This is a genomic window from Cupriavidus sp. 2TAF22 (assembly GCF_052115045.1).
GTDB lineage: Bacteria > Pseudomonadota > Gammaproteobacteria > Burkholderiales > Burkholderiaceae > Cupriavidus.
This window is the reverse complement of record NZ_JBFRFX010000002.1, coordinates 306,982-325,219: the sequence shown is the minus strand read 5'-3', so window position 1 is coordinate 325,219 and position 18,238 is coordinate 306,982. Positions and strand designations below refer to the sequence as shown.

Below are 18,238 nucleotides of genomic sequence, written 5' to 3'. Positions count from 1 at the left end.
AAAGATGTAGCCGGGAGGGGCGCGAATGTGGGCCGCCCCACATTGGCCATTAAGTTTTCTCGCTCTGTTGGATGAGGCGGGAACTTCTTGCATCGCATCCTGGTTACGCTCGTTTTGGTTGCAATCCTGATACATTGCTCGCCGTAGTGACGGCTTAGGAATATCGTCGCGCGGCCAGTGAGGCGCGCAGTCCGCCCGGACGGACACAACTTGCGGTTTTCAAGGGAGAAGCCAGCATGCAGGACAATCAGAACAACAACGATTTCCCGGCGCCGCCCGCGGCCGCGCCTGCCGCGACCGCGGGCTTCAGCCAGCCGCGGCCGCTGCGCTTCGAGTTCATCGGTTCGGGCTCGGAGTACTTCCGCATCTGGATCGTCAATGCGCTGCTGACCATCGTCACGCTCGGCATCTACTCGGCGTGGGCGAAGGTAAGGACCATGCAGTATTTCTATCGCAACACGCGGCTCGACGGCGCCAGCTTCGACTATCACGGTCGTGCCACCGCCATCCTCAAGGGGCGCGCCATTGTGTTCGGCCTGGCCATGGTGTTCCAGTTCACCAGCCATATTTCGCTGCTGCTCTCGCTGGCGCTGGGTCTCGCGCTGGCCGTGGTGTTTCCGCTGCTGCTGGTGAGGTCGCTGCGCTTTCGCATGGCCAACTCGAGCTATCGCGGCCTGCGCTTTGCCTTTACCGGCGGCGACGCCGAGGCATACAAGGTATTCCTGCTGTGGCCGGTGCTGACGGTGTTGACGCTGTACGCGCTGGCGCCGCTGGCGCACCAGCGCTTCAAGCAGTATCAGCACAACCACACGCGTTTCGGCACGGCGCCTTTCGCCATCGATGCCACGGCGGGCAGCTTCTATGGTGTCTACCTGCGAGCTTTTGGCGTGATGGTGGCGGTGGTGGTGCTCGCGAGCCTCGCCGGCACCGCGCTCGGCGGTGGCCTGGGCGCAAGCAGGGGTGCCGTGGTGATGGCTTTTGCCATGGCCGCCGGCGGTTTCTACCTCGCGCTGCTGGCGGTCGGGCCATACTTCATGGCACGCCTGCAGAACCTGGTGTGGAACCACACCACGCTGGCGCCGCACGCGTTCCGCAGCGAGGTGAAGGCGAGCCGGCTGTTCTTTATCTTCGTCACCAACATGATCGCCAATGTGCTGACGCTGGGCCTGTTCATGCCATTCGCCAAGGTGCGCTCGATGCGCTACCGCATCGAAGCCATGACCATGCTGGCGGCGGCGCCGCTGGATGCCTTCGTGGCCGGCGAGACCGAGCAGGTCGGCGCGCTGGGCGATGCGGCGGTGGACTGGTACGACATCGACATCGCGCTCTGAACCACCTTGCTCTTCTTTGTCACCTAAGGACGCCAGGGCCCCGATGCCGGATTCCTCCCAAGCCCAGGCGGCTGCTCCGGTAGCCGCCACCTATTTCGATGGCCGCTCGTCGCGCGCCCATGCGGTCCGCTTGTCGATCGAAGGGCGCGAGGCGGTACTGCGCGAAGCCGGCGGCACGGTGCTGCGCAGCGCGCCGTTGTCGACGCTGCGTGTTTCCGAGCGGGTCAAGCGCGCACCGCGCCTGGTGACATTTGCCGACGGCGCGTTCTGCGAGATCACCGACCACGCCGGCCTGGCCGCGCTGCTTGCCGTCAGCGGCCATCGCGAGGGCTGGGTGGTGCGCGCGCAGAATAGCTGGCGGCTGGCCTTGTTGTCCGTGCTCGGGCTGGCGGTGGCGCTGGTGCTGGGCTATTTCCTGGTGTTGCCGTGGGGCGCCCGCATGGTCGCGCGCAGCGTGCCCGCGGCGCTGGAAGCGCGGCTCGGCGAGGCCACGCTGGCCGGCATCGACAACGGCCTGCTCATGCCGTCCGCCTTGCCCGCGGCGCAGCAGGACCGCATCCGCGCGGACTTCGCGGCGCTGCGGCGTCCGCCCGATCCCGGGCACCAGTACCGCATCCTGTTTCGCCGCGGCGGCCGGCTCGGTGCCAATGCGCTGGCCTTGCCGGGCGGCACCATCGTGGTGACCGACGAGCTGGTGAAACTGGCTGGCACAGGCCCCGGGCTGATGGGGGTGCTGGCCCACGAAGCCGGGCATGTGGCGCAGCGCCACGGCCTGCAGCAGATCTTGCAGGCCTCCGCGGTGGGGGCGCTGGCGGCTTACTTCTTCGGCGACTATTCCAGCGTGCTGGCGGGCGTGCCGGCGGCCATGCTGACGCTGCGCTATTCGCGCGACCACGAGCGCGCGGCCGATGCCTACGCCGTCGAAGTCATGCAGCGCAACGGGCTGCCGGTGGCGGATTTCGCCGATGTCCTGCAGGCGCTGGAAAGCGCGCACAAGCGGGAGGTGGATGCGCAGGTGGCCGGGACGGGGGCCGGCGCGCAGGGCGGTGCTTCGGCGGGCAGCGGCGAACGCGAGACCAAGCGCGAGCGGCGCAGCCGCCGTGCCGCCGAAGACAGCGGCGAGGACGACGACAATGGCTTCTTCGCCACCCACCCGCTCACGCGCGAACGCATCGAGGCGCTGCGCGCGGCGCAGCGGGCCCAGCATTAGTGGCTAATATTGGTGCCCAGCACTAGGGCCGCGCCGGAGCAGCCCCCGGGCTAGACGGCAGCGGGCCGGGCAGCTTCCGGCGGCGACGGGGCCGCCACCTGTTCCTGCAGCCAGGCATGGAATTGCTGGATGGTCTTCTCGCGCGGATTGGCCTCGCGCCATGTGACCCAGTAGTGAAGGCTGGAGGGGATGCGCGTGGTGCCCAGCTCGCCGCTGGCGATATAGTCGCGCGCCAGTTGCAGGCGCGCGGTCGCTGCGCCCAGTCCGGCCACCGCCGACTGCAGCATCATCCCCGCGTCCTGGAAGATCGGCCCGCGCTCGGGCTCGCTGGCGGGCAGGCCGGCGGCCTCCAGCCAGTCGCGCCACGGCCGCAAGGCAAAGCGCAGCATCGGCAGGCGCGGCAGGTCGGCCAGCGTGAAGCCGGGGTAGCGCGCCAGCAGCGCCGGGCTGGCCACCGCGACCACGTGGTCTTCGGTCAGGTTGTGGCAGGCAAAGCCGGGCAGGTCCACGCGCTGGTGCCAGATGCCCACGTCCACCGAGTAAGGATCCGGCGGGCTGATCTCGGCGTGCAGTCGCAGGTGCAGGTCCAGCCCCGGCATGATGGCGTGCAGGCTGGGCAGGCGGCGGATCAGCCAGGCATTGGCCAGGTCCGCCATGACGCTGACTTCGAGTTGCACCACCTGCGGCGCGCAGCCGTTGCTGGCTTCGCGCAGGCCGTCTTCCAGCTCGGCCAGGCCGTCGCGGATGCGCGCGGCCAGGCGCGTGCCCACATTGGTGGGCACCATCAGGTGCGCGGTGCGCTGGAACAGCTTGGTAGCCAGGTTGTCCTCCAGCGCTCGGATATGGTGGCTGATGGCACTGTGGGTCAGGGACAGTTCTTCCGCCGCGCGCGAAAAACTGCGGTGGCGGGCGGCGGCTTCCATGGCGCGCAGTGCCTGCAGCGCGGGCAGGTGCGGTGTCGTGCGCGGGCGCGTGGCGCCGGGTGCCAGCGTGCATTCGGGCTCGCCGGCCGCGGCCGTGGAAGCGGCGGGGGCAGCCGGGGGCGTTGCCGGACGGGCGGGTTTGGGGGCTCGGGAAGTCATTGCCGTCAAATTCTACTCACAATTGCGGCAGGTATCTTTCGTTGGCCTTGCACCTCGAGACTGAGGACAATGCGGAGATGAATTCTGCCAATCCCGCTTCTTCCGCTTCTTCTGCTTCCTCCGCTTCCTCCGCTTCCCCGGCGCCCCGTGCCGCGAGCCGGCCCGGGCCCGCCCTGCCGCGCGATGCCGGCATGCGCTGGCGCGTACTCTGCATTTTCTCGCTGGGTTTCCTGGTTTCCTATATCTTCCGGGGCGTCAACCTGGGCTTCGCGCCGCACCTGATCCGCGAGATGGGCCTGAGCGCCGCCGATCTCGGCCTGCTGACCAGTTTCTATTTCCTGGGCTTCGCCTGTGCCCAGATTCCGGCGGGGCTGCTGCTCGACCGCTTCGGCCCGCGCCGCACCGAGGCGGTGCTGCTGCTGGCCGCGGTGGCGGGTGCGCTGGTGTTTGCCAGCGCACCCAATATGGCCACGCTGGCGGCCGGCCGCCTGCTGATCGGCATCGGCGTGTCGGTCTGCCTGGGCGCCGCCATCCAGGCACTGTCGATCTGGTTCCCGCTGTCGCGCATGCCGCTGCTCAACGGAGTGGTCATGGCCATCGGCGGCCTCGGTGCCGTCGTGGTGGGTGCGCCACTGGGATGGCTGCTGTCCTGGACGGACTGGCGCACGGTCAGCTACGGCCTGGCCGGCCTGACGCTGGCCATGGCCGCGCTGCTGTGGTTCGCGGCCCCCGAGGCCGGCGGCGCGGGCAAGCAGCGCCTGGCCGAGCAGTTGCGCGGCACCTGGCAGGTATTCCGCAACGAGCGATTCCTGCGCGTAGTGCCGCTGGCGCTGCTCAATCAGGGCATCTTCCTGTCGGTGCAGACCTTGTGGGTGGGCGCCTTCCTGCGCGATGTGGCGGGCTATTCACCGGAGCAAGGCGCGCGGCTGGTGTCGGTGATCGGCTTCGCCATGATGGGCGGCTGCGTGTTCGCCGGCTGGGCCGCGCGGCACCTCGAGCGCGCCGGGCTGAGCCTGTACGCCTTTGCCGGCCTCGGCATGAGTGGCTTTATCGTGGTCCAGTGCCTGATCATCGCCGGCGTGCCGCTGCCGCCGGCATTGATGTGGGCCGCCTACGGCGTGTTCGGCTCGAGCGGCATCCTGGCCTACGCCGTGCTGGCGCGCAGCTTCCCCGACGCACTGATCGGCCGCGCCACCACGGCGCTGACCCTGACGGTTTTTCTGGCGACGTTCGCCTGCCAGGTCGGTGTCGGCCTGGTGCTCGATCTCTGGCCGGCCACGGATGGCCGCTATCCGGCACAGGCGCACCTGACCGTCTGGGGCGGCCTGGTGGCGCTGCAGGTGGCCGCCGCGGTCTGGTATGCGCTGGGTAGCAAGCGGGGCGCCGCGCCGGCAGCAGCGGGGCGCTAATACTTTGGAATGACCCCCTAAAGAGCGATGCCGTGGCAGCGCGCCATGGCATAGAGTGGCCCAAAAGGCTTTCCGGCGGGCGCAGGCCCGACTGGACGGCTCCAAGGGGGAGGGTCTATGAAGCCGAGCAATCCGGTTGCCGGTGCCATGCCAGCGGCGGGTGCCAATCCTGGTATCGCCGCGCACGAAGCCTTGCGCTGGCGGCATGCGCTCTGCGTTCTCTTCTTCTTTTCGGGATTCCCGGCGCTGATCTACCAGTTGATCTGGCAGCGCGCGCTGTTTCGCATCTTCGGCGTCAATATCGAATCGGTGACGATCGTCGTCACGGCTTTCATGCTGGGACTGGGGCTGGGCAGCCTGGCCGGCGGCCTGCTGTCGAGGCGGCGCGGGCTGCCACTGCTGCCGCTGCTGGCGGCGATCGAGCTGCTCACCGGCGCGTTCGGGCTGGTCTCGCTCGATATCTTCGACTGGGCCGGTTCGCTGGCGCTCGGCATGCCGCTGGGCGTGACGGCACTGGTCGCGCTGGCGCTGGTGCTGGTCCCCACGCTGCTCATGGGCGCGACATTGCCGGTGCTGGTCGGGCACCTGGCGCGCCGTTCCGGCAATGTGGGCGGCACCGTCGGACTCCTTTACTACGTCAATACGCTGGGTGCCGGCGTTGCGTGCCTGATCAGCGCCGCTGCGCTGTTTCCCTTCCTCGGCATGCAGGCCGCCGTCCATGTGGCCGTGGCGATCAATGCGACCGTGGCGGCCGGCGCGCTCGCGGTGCACTGGCTGGTCGGCGACGCGCCCGATGCCGCGGCGGCGCAGGCGCGGCAGGGCGTGTCCGCCGCGGTTCCCGCGGCCACGCCGGTCCTGCGCTTCTGTGCGGTTTCGATCCTGGCCTGCGCCGGCGGGGCAATCTCGCTGTCGTACGAAATCTTCTTCTTCCGCGCGGTGTCCTATGCCACCGGCGGCAGCGCCTCGGCCTTTGCGCTCACGCTGGGCGTCTTCCTGCTCGGCATTGCGTCGGGCGCGCACCATGCGGGGCGCTGGTGCCACGGCGCCGCGGAGCAGGGGATGCAGCGGCTGGCAATCAGCCTGCTCGTGGCGAATCTCGCCGGCTTGCTGTTCCTGCCCATGCTGGCGCACCTTGTCGCGTCCGGCGTGGTGCTGCTCTGCGCGATGTGCCTGGTCGTGTTCTGGGTGGCGCGGGCGTGGGGGGCACTGTTGCCGTGCCTGGCGCACTGGGGCGTGGCCGCCGATCACCACGCCGGCATGCGCACGGCACTGCTCTACCTTGCCAATATCGCTGGCTCGGCGGCCGGCAGCCTGCTTACCGGCTTCGTACTGATGGAGTATCTCGGCCTGCTCGGCATCGCGGTGGTGCTGGTCTGCGCCGGCGTGGCATGTTCCTTCCTGCTCGGCGCGTGGCTGCCATTGCCGGCCGGCTCGCGGCGGTGGCAGACCGCCGGTGCCGGCGCGCTGTGGGCGCTGGCGGTAGTGGCCTTGCCCGCCTTCGGCGGTGGCGCGCTGGAGAGCCTGCTCTGGAAAGACGCTCCCGATCCCAAGGGGCCCTTCGCACACGTGATCGAAAACCGCAGCGGCATCATCACGGTGGACCGCGAGGGCACCGTGTATGGCGGCGGCATGTATGACGGCCGCTTCAACGTCGACCTGCGCCACGACACCAACGGCATCATCCGTCCCTATGCATTGAACCTGTTCCACCGCCATCCGCGCGATGTCCTGATGGTCGGCCTGTCGTCCGGGTCGTGGGCGCAGGTGATCGCCAACAACCCGGAGGTGCGTTCGCTGACCATCGTGGAGATCAATCCCGGCTATGTGGACCTGGTGGCGCGCATGCCGGCCGAAGCCTCGGTGTTGCGCAACCCCAAGGTGACGATCGTTGCCGACGACGGTCGTCGCTGGCTGCGCATGCATCCCGACCGGCGCTTCGATGCCATCGTGTCGAACACCACGTGGCACTTCCGGGCCAACACCACCAACCTGCTGTCCTCGGAGTTCTTGCGGCTTGCCGGCGATCATCTGGCGCCGGGCGGCGTGCTCTACTACAACACCACCGATTCGCCGCGGGCGCAGCGCACGGCCTGCCTGTCATTCCCTCACGGGGCGCGTTTCAAGAACCATGTGGTCGTATCGCGCGAGGCGCTGCCGTGGGATTTCAAGCACTGGAGCCGGACGCTCGCAGCCTATCGCATCGACGGCCGCCCGGTGCTGGACGCGGGCAGCGGCCAGGGCGCGCGCATCGTCGACGCCATGCAGGCGGACTGGCATGCCGCGCACGCCGGCAGCCGGTCCGGCCCCGGCAATACGATCGAGGAGTGCGCCAGTATCCTGGCCCGCACGACAGGACTGGCATCGGTCACCGATGACAATATGGGCAGCGAGTGGCGTCATCTGATCGGGCTCGACTGAATGCATGACGCAGGCGGTGCGCCTGTCGGCGAAGGGGGCCGGCAGGCACCAGACCGGGGGAATTGACATGGTATCCGGCACGGCGCTCTGGACGCGCGGCGACACCGTCCGCTGGGGTTCGATCCTGGCGGTGCTGGCCGTCGACGCGCTGTGGCTGCGCCTGAGCGGCCGCTCGCTCGCCGCCGAGGCGCTCGAGAGCCGCCTGCTGGCGTTTGCCGTGCTGGGCACGCTGTGCGGCTTGCTGATGCTGGCGGCCAGGGCTTCGGCGGCACGCGGCGCGTCTGGCCGGCAACGGTTGGCGGCGCTGGCGGCGATGATGCAGGCGCTTGCCTGGCTGGTGCTGTTCCTCAATGGCATGTGCGTACTGTCCTACCTGCTGGTCACGATGGCGCCGCCGCTGATCGATGCGCGGCTGGCCGCCATCGATGCCGCCCTTGGTTTCAGGTGGCCCGCGGTGCATGCCTGGGTGCGCGCGCATCCGGACCTGAGCGGCGTGCTGCAGTGGTGCTACGAGGGCGGGCGCATGCAGTTGCTGCTGGTGCCGCTGGCGATCGGCCTGTTTGGCCCGGCCGAGCGCCTGCGCGAGTTCCTTTCCTGCATGATGATTTCGCTCGCGCTGGTGCTGCTGATCTCCACGCCGCTGCCGGCCAGCGGCGCGTACTACTTCTTCGGCCACCTGGGCGGGGTGTCGCCGGCGGAGCTGGCGCAGTATTCCCACTTCGCGCCGCTGCGCGACGGCAGCCTGCGCGTGTTCGATCTCAACACCGCGCAGGGGCTGGTGTCGATGCCGTCGTTTCACACCGTCATGGGCCTGGTCTTTATCCGGGCGATGTGGTGGTCGCGGCTGGCACGGTTCGCGGTGCTGCCGTTCAACGTGGTGATGATCCTGTCCACGCCCAGCCAGGGCGGGCACTACCTGGTGGACGTGCTGGCCGGCGTGGCAGTGTGGGCGGCGACTTTCCTGCTGGTGCGCGCCTTGCACCAGGCGCGCGAGCCGCGGCCATGGCGCGCGGCGCTGCCCGCCGTGTCTTTGGCGCGCCCGCGCGGGGCGATGGAAAACTAGTGCGCTGCCGCTGTCGTGGGCGGCAGATACCCGCCCACGACAGCGGCAGCGCGGACTACAGCACGATTGGCCGGTCGTCCAGCTCGTTGCGGTTGGGTTTGCCGCCTTCGGCAGGGAAGTGCAGGGCAAGCAGGTGGTGGATCTTCTCCACCGCCGCCAGCACCGGCCTGACCGATAGCTCGCGCGCGAGTCCGGCGGCCAGGTCGTCGCAGATCGCGTGCCAGGTGTCCGGGCCGACGCGCGCGTCGATGCCGCGGTCGGCCAGCAGTTCCACTGCGTGATCGGCCAGGTTGATGTACAGCAGCACGCCGGTATGGCCTTCGGTGTTCCACACTTCGAGCGCGCCGAACAGCGCGCGCGCGCGTGCGCGCGGCGTGGTGCCGGCGAAGGCCAGTGATACGGGCAGGCTGGATTCGATCACCACCCGCACTTCGCCCAGGTGCCGCTGCTCGCCGGCGGCGACCGCCTGTTGCAGCTGCTGCCTGGCATCGGCGGGGAAGTGCCTGGCGGCGACGCCGGGCCGGGTGCCGAGATGACGCAGGGCGCGTTTGAAATGTGGCATGCGTGGCTACCAGTTGCCGGAGGCACCGCCCCCGTCGAATCCGCCGCCGCCACCGCCGCCGAAGCCACCACCACCTCCGCCACCCCCGCCGAAGCCGCCACCGCCACCACCACGTCCCCAGCCACCGCCGAGCCCGCCGAGGGTGCCGCCGAGGCCGCCGGCGGCGGCATCCCAGCCGCGCCGTCCGGTCACGATCTGCGGGCCGCGCGGGCGCCGTGCCGCGGAGGTGAAGAAGAACAGGATGATGGCGAGCGGGAACAGCACCGGCAGCCAGTCGGTCCACGAGCCGCGCTGGGCCGGCTTGCCGCCGGCCTGCGGCCCGGCCAGGCCTTCCTTGTCGATGGTGGCCTGGATGGCCGAGACGCCGGCCGCGAGGCCGCCGTAGAAGTCGTTCTGGCGGAAATGCGGCGCCATCACGTCCTGCAGGATGCGCTTGGACATCGCATCGGTGAGCGAGCCTTGCACGCCGCGGCCTACCTCCAGCCGCATCTTGCGCAGCCCGGGCGGGTTGTCCTTGGCGATCAGCAGGATCACGCCGTCGTCGATGCCCTTGCGTCCGGCGCGCCAGGCGTCGGCCACGCGGATGCTGTAGGCGTCGATCGGCTCGGGCTCGGTGGTCGGCACCATCAGCACGAAGATCTGGCTGCCGCGCTGCTGCTCGTACTCGGCCAGCACGTTTTCCAGCGCGCTGCGCTGGCCGGCGCTGAGCGTGCCGGTGAGATCGGTCACGCGCTGGGTCAGCGCCGGCACCGGCACGAAGCCATCGGCGCCGGCCGCCGCGGCGGCCAGCGCTGGCCATGCCAGCAGCGCGCCGAGCATCGCCGCCAGCATCAGCAGCGGCGCCAGCACGGTGGCGCGCCCGCCGCGCAGGATGCGCTCAGCGTGCGTCGGGGAGAGTCGGGCCAGGTCTTGCCGCATGCGCTTTGCCTTTTGCCGCCGGGCTCAGAACTTCACTGTCGGGGGCGCCGAGATCGCCTTCTCGTTCTCCACCGTGAACGACGGCTTGACCGGGTACTTGAACACCATTGCGGTCAGGTTGGTGGGGAAGCTGCGTGCCAGGACGTTGTAGTCGCGCACCGCGACGATATAGCGCTGGCGCGCCACGGTGATGCGGTTCTCGGTGCCTTCGAGCTGCGACTGCAGGTCGCGGAAGGACGCGTCCGCCTTGAGCTGGGGATAGTTTTCCGACACCGCCAGCAGGCGCGACAGCGCGCCGCTCAGCTCGCCCTGGGCTTGCTGGAAGCGCTTGAATGCTTCCGGGTCGTTGAGTGTCTCGGGTGAGACCTGGATGCTGGTGGCCGCCGCGCGGGCCTTGGTGACCGCCTCGAGCGTCTCGCGCTCGTGCGTCGCATAGCCCTTGACGGTATTGACCAGGTTGGGGATCAGGTCGGCGCGGCGCTGGTACTGGTTGATCACCTCGCCCCAGGCCGCCTTGACGGCCTCGTCCTTGGTCTGGAAGTCGTTGTACCCGCAGGCGGACAGCAAGCTGGCGCACAGGGCCAGCAAGAGCCAGCGCAAGACAGACCGCGGCGAAGACAGGGAAAGGGCTGCGCGCATCGGAGACTCCGGAATTCGTGGAAACACCAGTGTAGCGCAGGGGCCGGCGCGGGCAAGCGATTCGTCCCGGCGCAGTTGACGGGGGGATGCCGGCACCGGTAGATTGTCGGTTTTGGCGCGGTCGGCTCTCCAGACTTGCACCACGCCTGCACCACCCTGCATCACCGCACAGCCATCGATCACCAGCCTGCCATGCGCGCCTTTTCGCCGGTTTCCGCTCCTGCTTCCGCTGCCTCGCAGCGGCAGGTGCTCGCGCGCGCCAAAGCCAAAAAACAGCCGCTCGTCTGACCGGGGCGTGCTGTTCCGTCAGATGAGCGACGGAACGGCACCTGCGATCAGGGGCGAGGCCAGGTTCATGCCCCTTCACTGCCCCTAGCGGGCCCAGCTGCCACCCGGCGCACTTCTGCACGGTTTCTTCCTGACCGGTCGCACAGGAGTGTTTCATGCAGCAGACAGAACAAGCAGTTCAGGCAGTTCAAGCAGATCAAGCACGGCAAGCAGGACAGGTCTTCTCGGGAATCTGGCTGCCGCTGGTGACGCCGTTCGCCGGGAGCGACGTCGATCATGCAGCGCTGGCGCGGCTGGTGCGTCGCTATGCGGACAGCGGTATCGCGGGCCTCGTGGTGTGCGGCAGCACGGGCGAGGCGGCAGCGCTCGACGAAGACGAGCAACTGGCCGTGCTGGACACCGTGCTGGATGCCGCCGGCGGCCTGCCGGTGACGATTGGGGGTGTCCGGCAGCAATGCGCGGCAGGCTCAGGCGCGCGTGCGGCGCCTGGCCGGGCGTCCGCTGGCGGGCTTGCTGACGCCTGCGCCCGCCTATGTGCGGCCGTCGCAAGCCGGGTTGCGCGATTACTTCGGCATGCTGGCCGACAGCGCCGCCGCCCCGCTGGTGTTGTACGACATTCCTTACCGCACCGGCGTGAAGCTGGACACCGACACCATCCTGGCGCTGGCCGCGCATCCGAATATCCTCGCCATCAAGGATTGCGGCGGGGACTACCACGGCACCCAGGCCGTGATCGCCGACGGACGCCTGGCGGTGCTGGCCGGCGAGGACCACCAGCTGCTGGGCACGCTGTGCCTGGGTGGCCGGGGCGCGATCATCGCCTCGGCGCATCTCTATCCGGAGCTGTTCGTGGCGCTCGCGCGCGCGGTGGCGGAGCAGCGCCTGGAACAGGCAAGGCGCCTGTTCCATGCCCTGATGCCGATGATCCGGCTGCTGTTCGCGCAGCCCAATCCCGGTCCCGTCAAGGCCATGCTGGCGCGCGAGGGCTGGCTGCGCAATGCGCTGCGCGCGCCGATGACGCCGGCCAGCGAGGCACTCGAGACGGCGCTGGCGCGCGCCTGCGCGGACCTCGGCGAGGCCGCCGCCGCCCTGCGCGGCTAGCGCCGGCAGGGGCGCAGCGCTCAGCCGGCGGCGAACGCCTTGCGCGCCGCTTCGATGGTGGTGGCGAGGATGGCGTCGTCGTGCTGCGCCGAGACGAAGCCGGCCTCGAAGGCGGACGGCGCCAGGTACACGCCGGCATCCAGCATGGCGTGGAAGAAGCGGTTGAAGCGCGCGGTGTCGCATTGCGTGACTTCGGCGAAGCTGCCCGGCACGCCGTCGCGGAAGTACATGCCGAACATGCCGCCGATGGCGTCGGCCGCGAACGGCACCCCGGCTTCGCGCGCCGCCGCGGCGAGGCCGTCGGCCAGCTTGCGGGTCTGCACGGCGAGGCGCTCATGGAAGCCGGGCGCCTGGATCAGCTTGAGCGTGGTCAGCCCGGCCGCCACCGCCAGCGGGTTGCCCGACAGCGTGCCGGCCTGGTAGACGCCGCCCAGCGGCGCCAGGCAGGCCATGATGTCGCGCCGGCCACCGAAGGCCGCGGCCGGCATGCCGCCGCCGATCACCTTGCCCAGGCAGGTCATGTCCGGGGTGATGCCGTAGTGCGCCTGCGCGCCGCCCAGCGCCACGCGGAAGCCCGTCATGACCTCGTCGAAGATCAGCACGGCGCCATGCCTGGTGCACAGCGCGCGCATGGCCTGCAGGAAGGCATCGCTGGCGCGCACCAGGTTCATGTTGCCGGCCACCGGCTCGACGATCACCGCGGCGATCTCGCCCTGGTGCTTGACGAAGGCCTGCTCGAGCTGCTCGACGTTGTTGTACTCCAGCACCATGGTGTGCTTGGTCACGTCGGCTGGCACGCCGGCCGAGGAAGGCGCATTCTTCGTGGTGTCGGCGAAGGTCAGCAGGCCGGAGCCGGCCTTGACCAGCAGGCTGTCGGCATGGCCGTGGTAGCAACCCTCGAACTTCACGATCAGGTCGCGCTTGGTGAAGCCGCGCGCCAGGCGCAGCGCGCTCATGGTGGCCTCGGTGCCGGACGATACCAGCCGGACCTGCTCGATCGACGGCACCAGCTTGCAGATTTCCTCGGCCATCTCGATCTCGGCCTCGGTCGGTGCGCCGAACGAAAAGCTCAGGCCGGCGGTTTCCTGCACCGCGCGCACCACCTCCGGGTGGGCGTGGCCGACGATCATCGGGCCCCACGAGCCGATGTAGTCGATGTAGCGCTGGCCGTCGGCGTCCCACATATAGGCGCCTTCGGCGCGCGTGATGAAGCGGGGCGTGCCACCCACCGAGCGGAAGGCGCGCACGGGCGAATTGACGCCGCCGGGGATGGTTTGCTGGGCGCGGTCGAAGAGCTGCTGGTTACGAGACATGGCTTTGCGTGAGGTCAAAAGCGGGAGAAAACGAAGAAACGCGTTCCATCAGGCGCCAAGTCACGCGGAAATGCCTGCAAAAAGGCTGCAATGCGTGGCATTTACGCGGTAACGTGCGCGAACACGGCGTATTTGGCCCGAATCCTGCTTGCCTGGCTGGCGCCGGCGGCGCCGATTCGGTACCATCTGGCCCTGAATTTTAATGGAGAGTGACTGAACCGTTATGGAATACAAGACCTGGATGTGCCTGATCTGCGGGTGGATTTACGACGAAGCCGCCGGCGCGCCCGAAGACGGCATTGCGCCCGGCACCAAGTGGGAAGACGTACCCATCAACTGGACTTGCCCGGAATGCGGCGCGCGCAAGGAAGATTTCGAGATGGTGGCCCTGTAAGAGGCACGATCGAAAAGAGCCTGGCGTCGTTGCGCGGCACGGCAAGTGCCACTTGTACTGCCTGCGGCCGCGCCCTTGCAGGGCGCATGCGCGCTGGCTGGCGCGCACCGCCAAGCAGGCGGATCGCCATGCGATCCGAATTCCCCGCTCCGCCCTGGCCAGGACGGCCTCGCTTTATGTCGATAGCGTGATAGCGCTTCTTGGGCCACGTCTTCGGCCACGTGAAGTTGCCATGGACCGTGGGGCGGCAGACGGCCGCCGCCGTGCCGGGCAGATCGGCGTGACGCGCCCATGACGGATCCGCCCCCGGCAGGCCAGTCCGCGTTGCCGCGTCGCGTCGATGCGACAGATCGCCAGGGGCTGGCCGGGATTCCGGATTGACGGCCCCACGGCGACTTGTCACACTCTGTTTCAAATTTGAAAATCCGCCCTTTGGGGGGTGGACCAGGCAGGCGCGGGTACCACGCGCCGCCATTTGCCAGCCGCGGGCCACCGCGGCGGCGTGTTTTTCGGGAATCAGGACGTATTGTTTCGGGGGCCGCCGGAGCAGCCAGGCTGCGCCGCGCGGAAGTTCTCAAGTCAATGCCGGCGTGTCCCGCAGGGGGCGCGCTGGTTGCGGGAACGGTATGCGGGTCGATCAACTACAAGAAAGTATTCGGGTCAGCCTGGGGGTCAACCCCGGAGTCAGCGGCGTGGTCGAAGCCGGTAAAGCCGGCGGCGGTGCTGCGCCCGCGCGGCGCAAGGTGCTCGTCATCGACGACTCCAGCACCATCCGCCGCACCGCCGAGATCTTCCTGTCGCAGGCGGGCTGCCAGGTGCTGCTGGCCGAAGACGGCTTCGAAGCCCTCGCCAAGGTGGGCGACATGCATCCGGACCTGATCTTCTGCGACATCCTGATGCCGCGGCTGGACGGTTACCAGACCTGCGCCCTGATCAAGAAAAGCCCGCGCTTCCATGCCATTCCGGTGATCATGCTGTCGTCCCGCGACGGCGTGTTCGACCGCTCGCGCGGCCGCCTCGTCGGCGCGCGCGACCATCTCGCCAAGCCGTTCACCCGCGAATCGCTGCTGCAGGCGGTAGACGCCTGCCTGCCATGTGCCGCCGCCGTGGCCAGCGCCGAGCCGGCCTGAGCGCATACCCAGGAATACTCATGACTACCAGCAAGACCATCAGCAAGATCCTCATCGTCGACGACTCCCCGACCGAAGCCCTGTTCATGTCCGACCTGCTCGGCAAGAAGGGTTTCAAGGTCTCGGTGGCCGGCAACAGCGACCAGGCCTTCGCCAGGCTCGAGAACGAACGCTTCGACCTGATCCTGATGGACGTGGTGATGCCAGGCCAGAACGGCTACCAGGCCACCCGCGCCATCAAGCGCGACGACCGCTTCAAGGATATCCCGGTCATCATGTGCACCAGCAAGGGCCTGGATACCGACCGCATCTGGGGCATGCGCCAGGGCGCGTCCGACTACATCGTCAAGCCGGTCGACGGCGAAGAGCTGCTCGGCAAGATTGCGGCGCTGGCCCACTGAGGCGAGCCCGCGCGGCCACCCGTTACCCCTCCTTCCTCTCACCGGAAATCCGCTCATGAACGCGCCGCGCCAGGACCTCCGTGCCCGCCAGACCCGGCTGCAGGACTACCAAGCCATGCTGGCCCGCCGCTTGCGCGAGGCGCGCAGCCTGCCCGCGGTGGAGAGCTACCTCGGCCTGCAGGTGGGCCAGCGCCACTGGCTGCTGCCGCTGCTGGAGACCGGCGAGGTGATGGAGATGCGCCAGCCCAGCCGCGTGCCGCTGACGCAGGGCTGGTACACGGGGCTGGTCAATGCGCGCGGCAGCCTCCTGGGCGTGATCGATTTCAGCCTGTTCTGCGGCGAGGGAGCCACCCCGCTGCAGCCGGGCAGCAAGATCGTGGTGTTGTCGCGCCAGGTCGAGCGCGCGTGCGGCATCCTGGCCACGCGCGTGATCGGCCTGCGCCATGCGGGCGAGCTGAGCCTGCCGGCCGGGACGCAAGGCAGCCGGCCGGAGAGCCCGTCCGAGGGCGCGCCCGAATGGGAGGGCGCGCGCTTCGCCGACCGCGACGGGCGGGACTGGCAGGTGCTGGACGTGCGCCGCCTGCTGGCGTCGCCCGCCTTCCTCCAGGTGGGCCGGCAGGCCGCCTGAGCGCGCAGCGGGCAGGGCAGCGGTACGGATGGGGAGGGGGCGGGTCCGCGCATGGTCGCGGGCGCGCCGCAGAGAAACCAAGAATCGAAAAATAACGAACAGAGGGTGGGTGCTATGGGTTTCAAGAACTTCAGCCTGGGTCGCCGCGGGCCGGTGGCCGCCGCCGCCGAGATGGCGGTGAATGCCGGCGCGCCGGCGGCAAGGAGCACCCCGGCCGAGCGTATCGCGGACAGGCTTGGCCGCATCCCGTTCGCCAGCCAGCAGCGCGCGCTCACCGGCGGCGTGATGCTGTCCCTGGTGGCGCTGCTGGTCTCGGTCTATGCCGATAATCGCGAAGCCAACAACGGCGCGGCACAGATCGAGATCGCCGGCGACATGCTGATGCACTCGCAGCGCCTGGCCAAGGCGGTGCCGGTGGCGCTGCTGGGCAATGCGCAGGCCTTTACCCAGCTGCGCCAGTCCAGGGAGGAACTGGCGGGCGACTTGCAGGCCCTGCAGAACGGCAGCGACACCAAGCACGTGCGCGCCAGCAGCGGCGCCGCCGTGCCGCTGCTGGAAAAGGCCACGGAATCCTGGCGCCGCACCGAGAAGAGCGCGGGCGACGTGCTGGCGCAGTTGCCCACCCTGATCACCATCGGCCAGACGCTGCAGATCTTCAACGCCTCCAACCCCGAACTGCTGGAAAGCGCGGAGCAGGTGGCGGCAATCAAGCTGCAGAGCGGCGCCAACGCACGCGAGGTGGCCGCCTCCGCGCAGCTGGTGATGCTGACGCAGCGCCTGGGCAAGAACCTCAACGAATTCCTGGCAGGCGAAGGCGTCAACCCGGAAACCGCGTTCCTGCTGGGCAAGGACACCAATACCTTCCGCGAAACCCTGGACGGGCTGCTCAACGGCAGCGAGGCGCTGCGCCTGTCGGCCGCCGGCGATGCCGAGACCCGCACCTACCTGCAGCAACTCTCGCAGCGTTTCGACGCCGTGCAGAAGACCACGCAGACCATCCTGCAGAACCTGCCCGGCCTGATCGCCGCCAAGCGTGCCCAGCAGCAGATCTTCAACGACAACGAAGCCCTGCGCGGCGAGCTGTCGCAGTTGCAGGCCGCCTACGCGGAAGGCGCGCGCGTGCGTCCGCTGACGCTTGGCGCCACCATCGTCTCGGCCGCGCTGACGCTGCTGTTCCTGGCCGGCCTGGCCGCGCTCTACCTGCGCGACTCGCGCGCCAAGGCGCTGGAAGCCGAAGCCCGCGAGCACGAAGCCGACGCGCGCCGCCTGGATGAAAAGCGCAACAACGACGCGACCCAGAAGGCGATTCTGCAGCTGATGAACGAACTGCAGGACATCGCCGACGGCGACCTGACCAAGCAGGCCACCGTGACCGAGGACATCACCGGCGCCATTGCCGACTCGGTGAACTACACGGTGGAAGAATTGCGCGAGCTGGTGGGCCGTGTGCAGCAGACCGCCGGCGAGGTCACGCAGGCTTCCGGCCAGGTGCAGGACACGTCGATCGAACTGGTGGCCGCATCCGAGGAACAGTCGCGCCAGATCCGCCAGACCGGCGAGTCGGTGGTGGAAATGGCGGACCGCATCACGCAGGTGTCGCGCGGCGCCGCCGAGTCGGCCAACGTGGCGCGCGCCTCGCTGGCCGCCGCCGAGCAAGGCCAGCACGCGGTGCAGAACGCCATCCTCGGCATGAACGACATCCGCGAGCAGATCCAGGACACCTCCAAGCGGATCAAGCGCCTGGGCGAATCGTCGCAGGAGATCGGTGAAATCGTCGAACTGATTTCCGACATTACCGAGCAGACCAACGTGCTGGCACTCAACGCCGCCATCCAGGCCGCATCGGCCGGCGAAGCCGGGCGTGGCTTCTCGGTGGTGGCCGAGGAAGTGCAGCGCCTGGCGGAACGCTCCGGCGAGGCAACCAAGCAGATCGGCGCGCTGATCCGCACCATCCAGACCGACACGCAGGACGCGGTGCACGCCATGGAGCGCAGCACGCAGGGCGTGGTCGAAGGGGCCAAGCTGTCCGACAATGCCGGCGCCGCGCTGGTGGAGATCGGCCGCGTGTCGCGCCAGCTTGCCGAGCTGATCGAGCAGATTTCCCAGACCACTTCGCACGAGGCGGGCCTCGCCACCGCGGTGGCACGCAATATCGAAGGGATCCTGCAGGTGACCGAGCAAACGTCGTCCGGCACGCGCCAGACTGCGTTGTCGGTGCGCCAGCTGACCCTGCTGACCGAGGAACTGCGCAATTCCGTGCTGCGATTCAAGATCGCCTGACGAGTTACGCGAGCCCGCGCCATCGCGGGCCACGGACCGGCGCCACCGCATTGGACGCATTGGATGCAGTC

15 protein-coding genes and 1 pseudogene are annotated in these 18,238 nt (G+C 68.9%); 11 read left to right on the top strand and 5 right to left on the bottom strand.

Annotation, left to right across the window (positions count from 1 at the left end; all coding sequences use genetic code 11):
- Positions 1–236: 236 nt before the first annotated feature.
- On the top strand, positions 237–1,331 hold the full coding sequence (locus tag AB4Z48_RS04025; protein ID WP_441612576.1) for a YjgN family protein: 1,095 nt from the start codon (positions 237–239) through the stop codon (positions 1,329–1,331).
- 43 nt (positions 1,332–1,374) lie between these two features.
- A complete protein-coding gene (locus tag AB4Z48_RS04020; RefSeq protein WP_441612575.1) occupies positions 1,375–2,541 on the top strand; it encodes a M48 family metallopeptidase in 1,167 nt (388 codons plus the stop codon).
- A gap of 50 nt (positions 2,542–2,591) precedes the next feature.
- Here the strand turns inward: AB4Z48_RS04020 and AB4Z48_RS04015 are convergent, their stop codons facing one another.
- Positions 2,592–3,623, bottom strand: coding sequence for a LysR substrate-binding domain-containing protein (locus tag AB4Z48_RS04015; RefSeq protein WP_441612574.1), 1,032 nt, complete (start codon positions 3,621–3,623; stop codon positions 2,592–2,594).
- Positions 3,624–3,700: 77 nt separating this feature from the next.
- On the opposite strand from AB4Z48_RS04015, the gene AB4Z48_RS04010 reads away from it, so the two are divergent.
- The 3 genes from AB4Z48_RS04010 to AB4Z48_RS04000 all read left to right on the top strand — a co-directional run bounded on the left by AB4Z48_RS04010 (position 3,701) and on the right by AB4Z48_RS04000 (position 8,513).
- A complete protein-coding gene (locus AB4Z48_RS04010; RefSeq protein WP_441612573.1) occupies positions 3,701–5,032 on the top strand; it encodes an MFS transporter in 1,332 nt (443 codons plus the stop codon).
- Between the two features lie 117 nt (positions 5,033–5,149).
- On the top strand, positions 5,150–7,450 hold the full coding sequence (locus AB4Z48_RS04005; protein ID WP_441612572.1) for a spermidine synthase: 2,301 nt from the start codon (positions 5,150–5,152) through the stop codon (positions 7,448–7,450).
- 67 nt (positions 7,451–7,517) lie between these two features.
- Positions 7,518–8,513 (top strand): phosphatase PAP2 family protein, encoded by a 996-nt coding sequence (locus tag AB4Z48_RS04000; protein ID WP_441612571.1) that lies wholly within the window; start codon positions 7,518–7,520, stop codon positions 8,511–8,513.
- Between the two features lie 55 nt (positions 8,514–8,568).
- Here the strand turns inward: AB4Z48_RS04000 and AB4Z48_RS03995 are convergent, their stop codons facing one another.
- The 3 genes from AB4Z48_RS03995 to AB4Z48_RS03985 form a co-directional block, all read right to left on the bottom strand.
- A complete protein-coding gene (locus tag AB4Z48_RS03995; RefSeq protein ID WP_441612570.1) occupies positions 8,569–9,075 on the bottom strand; it encodes a TPM domain-containing protein in 507 nt (168 codons plus the stop codon).
- 6 nt (positions 9,076–9,081) lie between these two features.
- On the bottom strand, positions 9,082–9,906 hold the full coding sequence (locus AB4Z48_RS03990; protein ID WP_441612729.1) for a TPM domain-containing protein: 825 nt from the start codon (positions 9,904–9,906) through the stop codon (positions 9,082–9,084).
- Positions 9,907–10,017: 111 nt separating this feature from the next.
- A complete protein-coding gene (locus tag AB4Z48_RS03985; RefSeq protein WP_441612569.1) occupies positions 10,018–10,632 on the bottom strand; it encodes a LemA family protein in 615 nt (204 codons plus the stop codon).
- Between the two features lie 443 nt (positions 10,633–11,075).
- Here AB4Z48_RS03985 and dapA point away from each other — a divergent pair.
- Positions 11,076–12,021: pseudogene (gene dapA / locus AB4Z48_RS03980) on the top strand (4-hydroxy-tetrahydrodipicolinate synthase).
- A 20-nt stretch (positions 12,022–12,041) separates the two neighbouring features.
- Here dapA and hemL read toward each other — a convergent pair.
- Positions 12,042–13,334, bottom strand: coding sequence for a glutamate-1-semialdehyde 2,1-aminomutase (gene hemL / locus AB4Z48_RS03975; RefSeq protein ID WP_441612568.1), 1,293 nt, complete (start codon positions 13,332–13,334; stop codon positions 12,042–12,044).
- A 223-nt stretch (positions 13,335–13,557) separates the two neighbouring features.
- On the opposite strand from hemL, the gene AB4Z48_RS03970 reads away from it, so the two are divergent.
- The 5 genes from AB4Z48_RS03970 to AB4Z48_RS03950 all read left to right on the top strand — a co-directional run bounded on the left by AB4Z48_RS03970 (position 13,558) and on the right by AB4Z48_RS03950 (position 18,167).
- Positions 13,558–13,728, top strand: coding sequence for a rubredoxin (locus tag AB4Z48_RS03970; protein WP_017225880.1), 171 nt, complete (start codon positions 13,558–13,560; stop codon positions 13,726–13,728).
- Positions 13,729–14,354: 626 nt separating this feature from the next.
- On the top strand, positions 14,355–14,858 hold the full coding sequence (locus AB4Z48_RS03965) for a response regulator (protein WP_441612567.1): 504 nt from the start codon (positions 14,355–14,357) through the stop codon (positions 14,856–14,858).
- 20 nt (positions 14,859–14,878) lie between these two features.
- Positions 14,879–15,259 carry a response regulator gene (locus tag AB4Z48_RS03960; protein WP_441612566.1) on the top strand — a complete coding sequence of 127 codons (381 nt, stop codon included), beginning with the start codon at positions 14,879–14,881 and terminating at the stop codon, positions 15,257–15,259.
- 55 nt (positions 15,260–15,314) lie between these two features.
- Complete coding sequence (locus AB4Z48_RS03955; protein ID WP_441612565.1) at positions 15,315–15,887, top strand: chemotaxis protein CheW; 573 nt, start codon at positions 15,315–15,317, stop codon at positions 15,885–15,887.
- Between the two features lie 114 nt (positions 15,888–16,001).
- Positions 16,002–18,167 (top strand): methyl-accepting chemotaxis protein, encoded by a 2,166-nt coding sequence (locus AB4Z48_RS03950; protein WP_441612563.1) that lies wholly within the window; start codon positions 16,002–16,004, stop codon positions 18,165–18,167.
- Positions 18,168–18,238 lie beyond the last annotated feature (71 nt).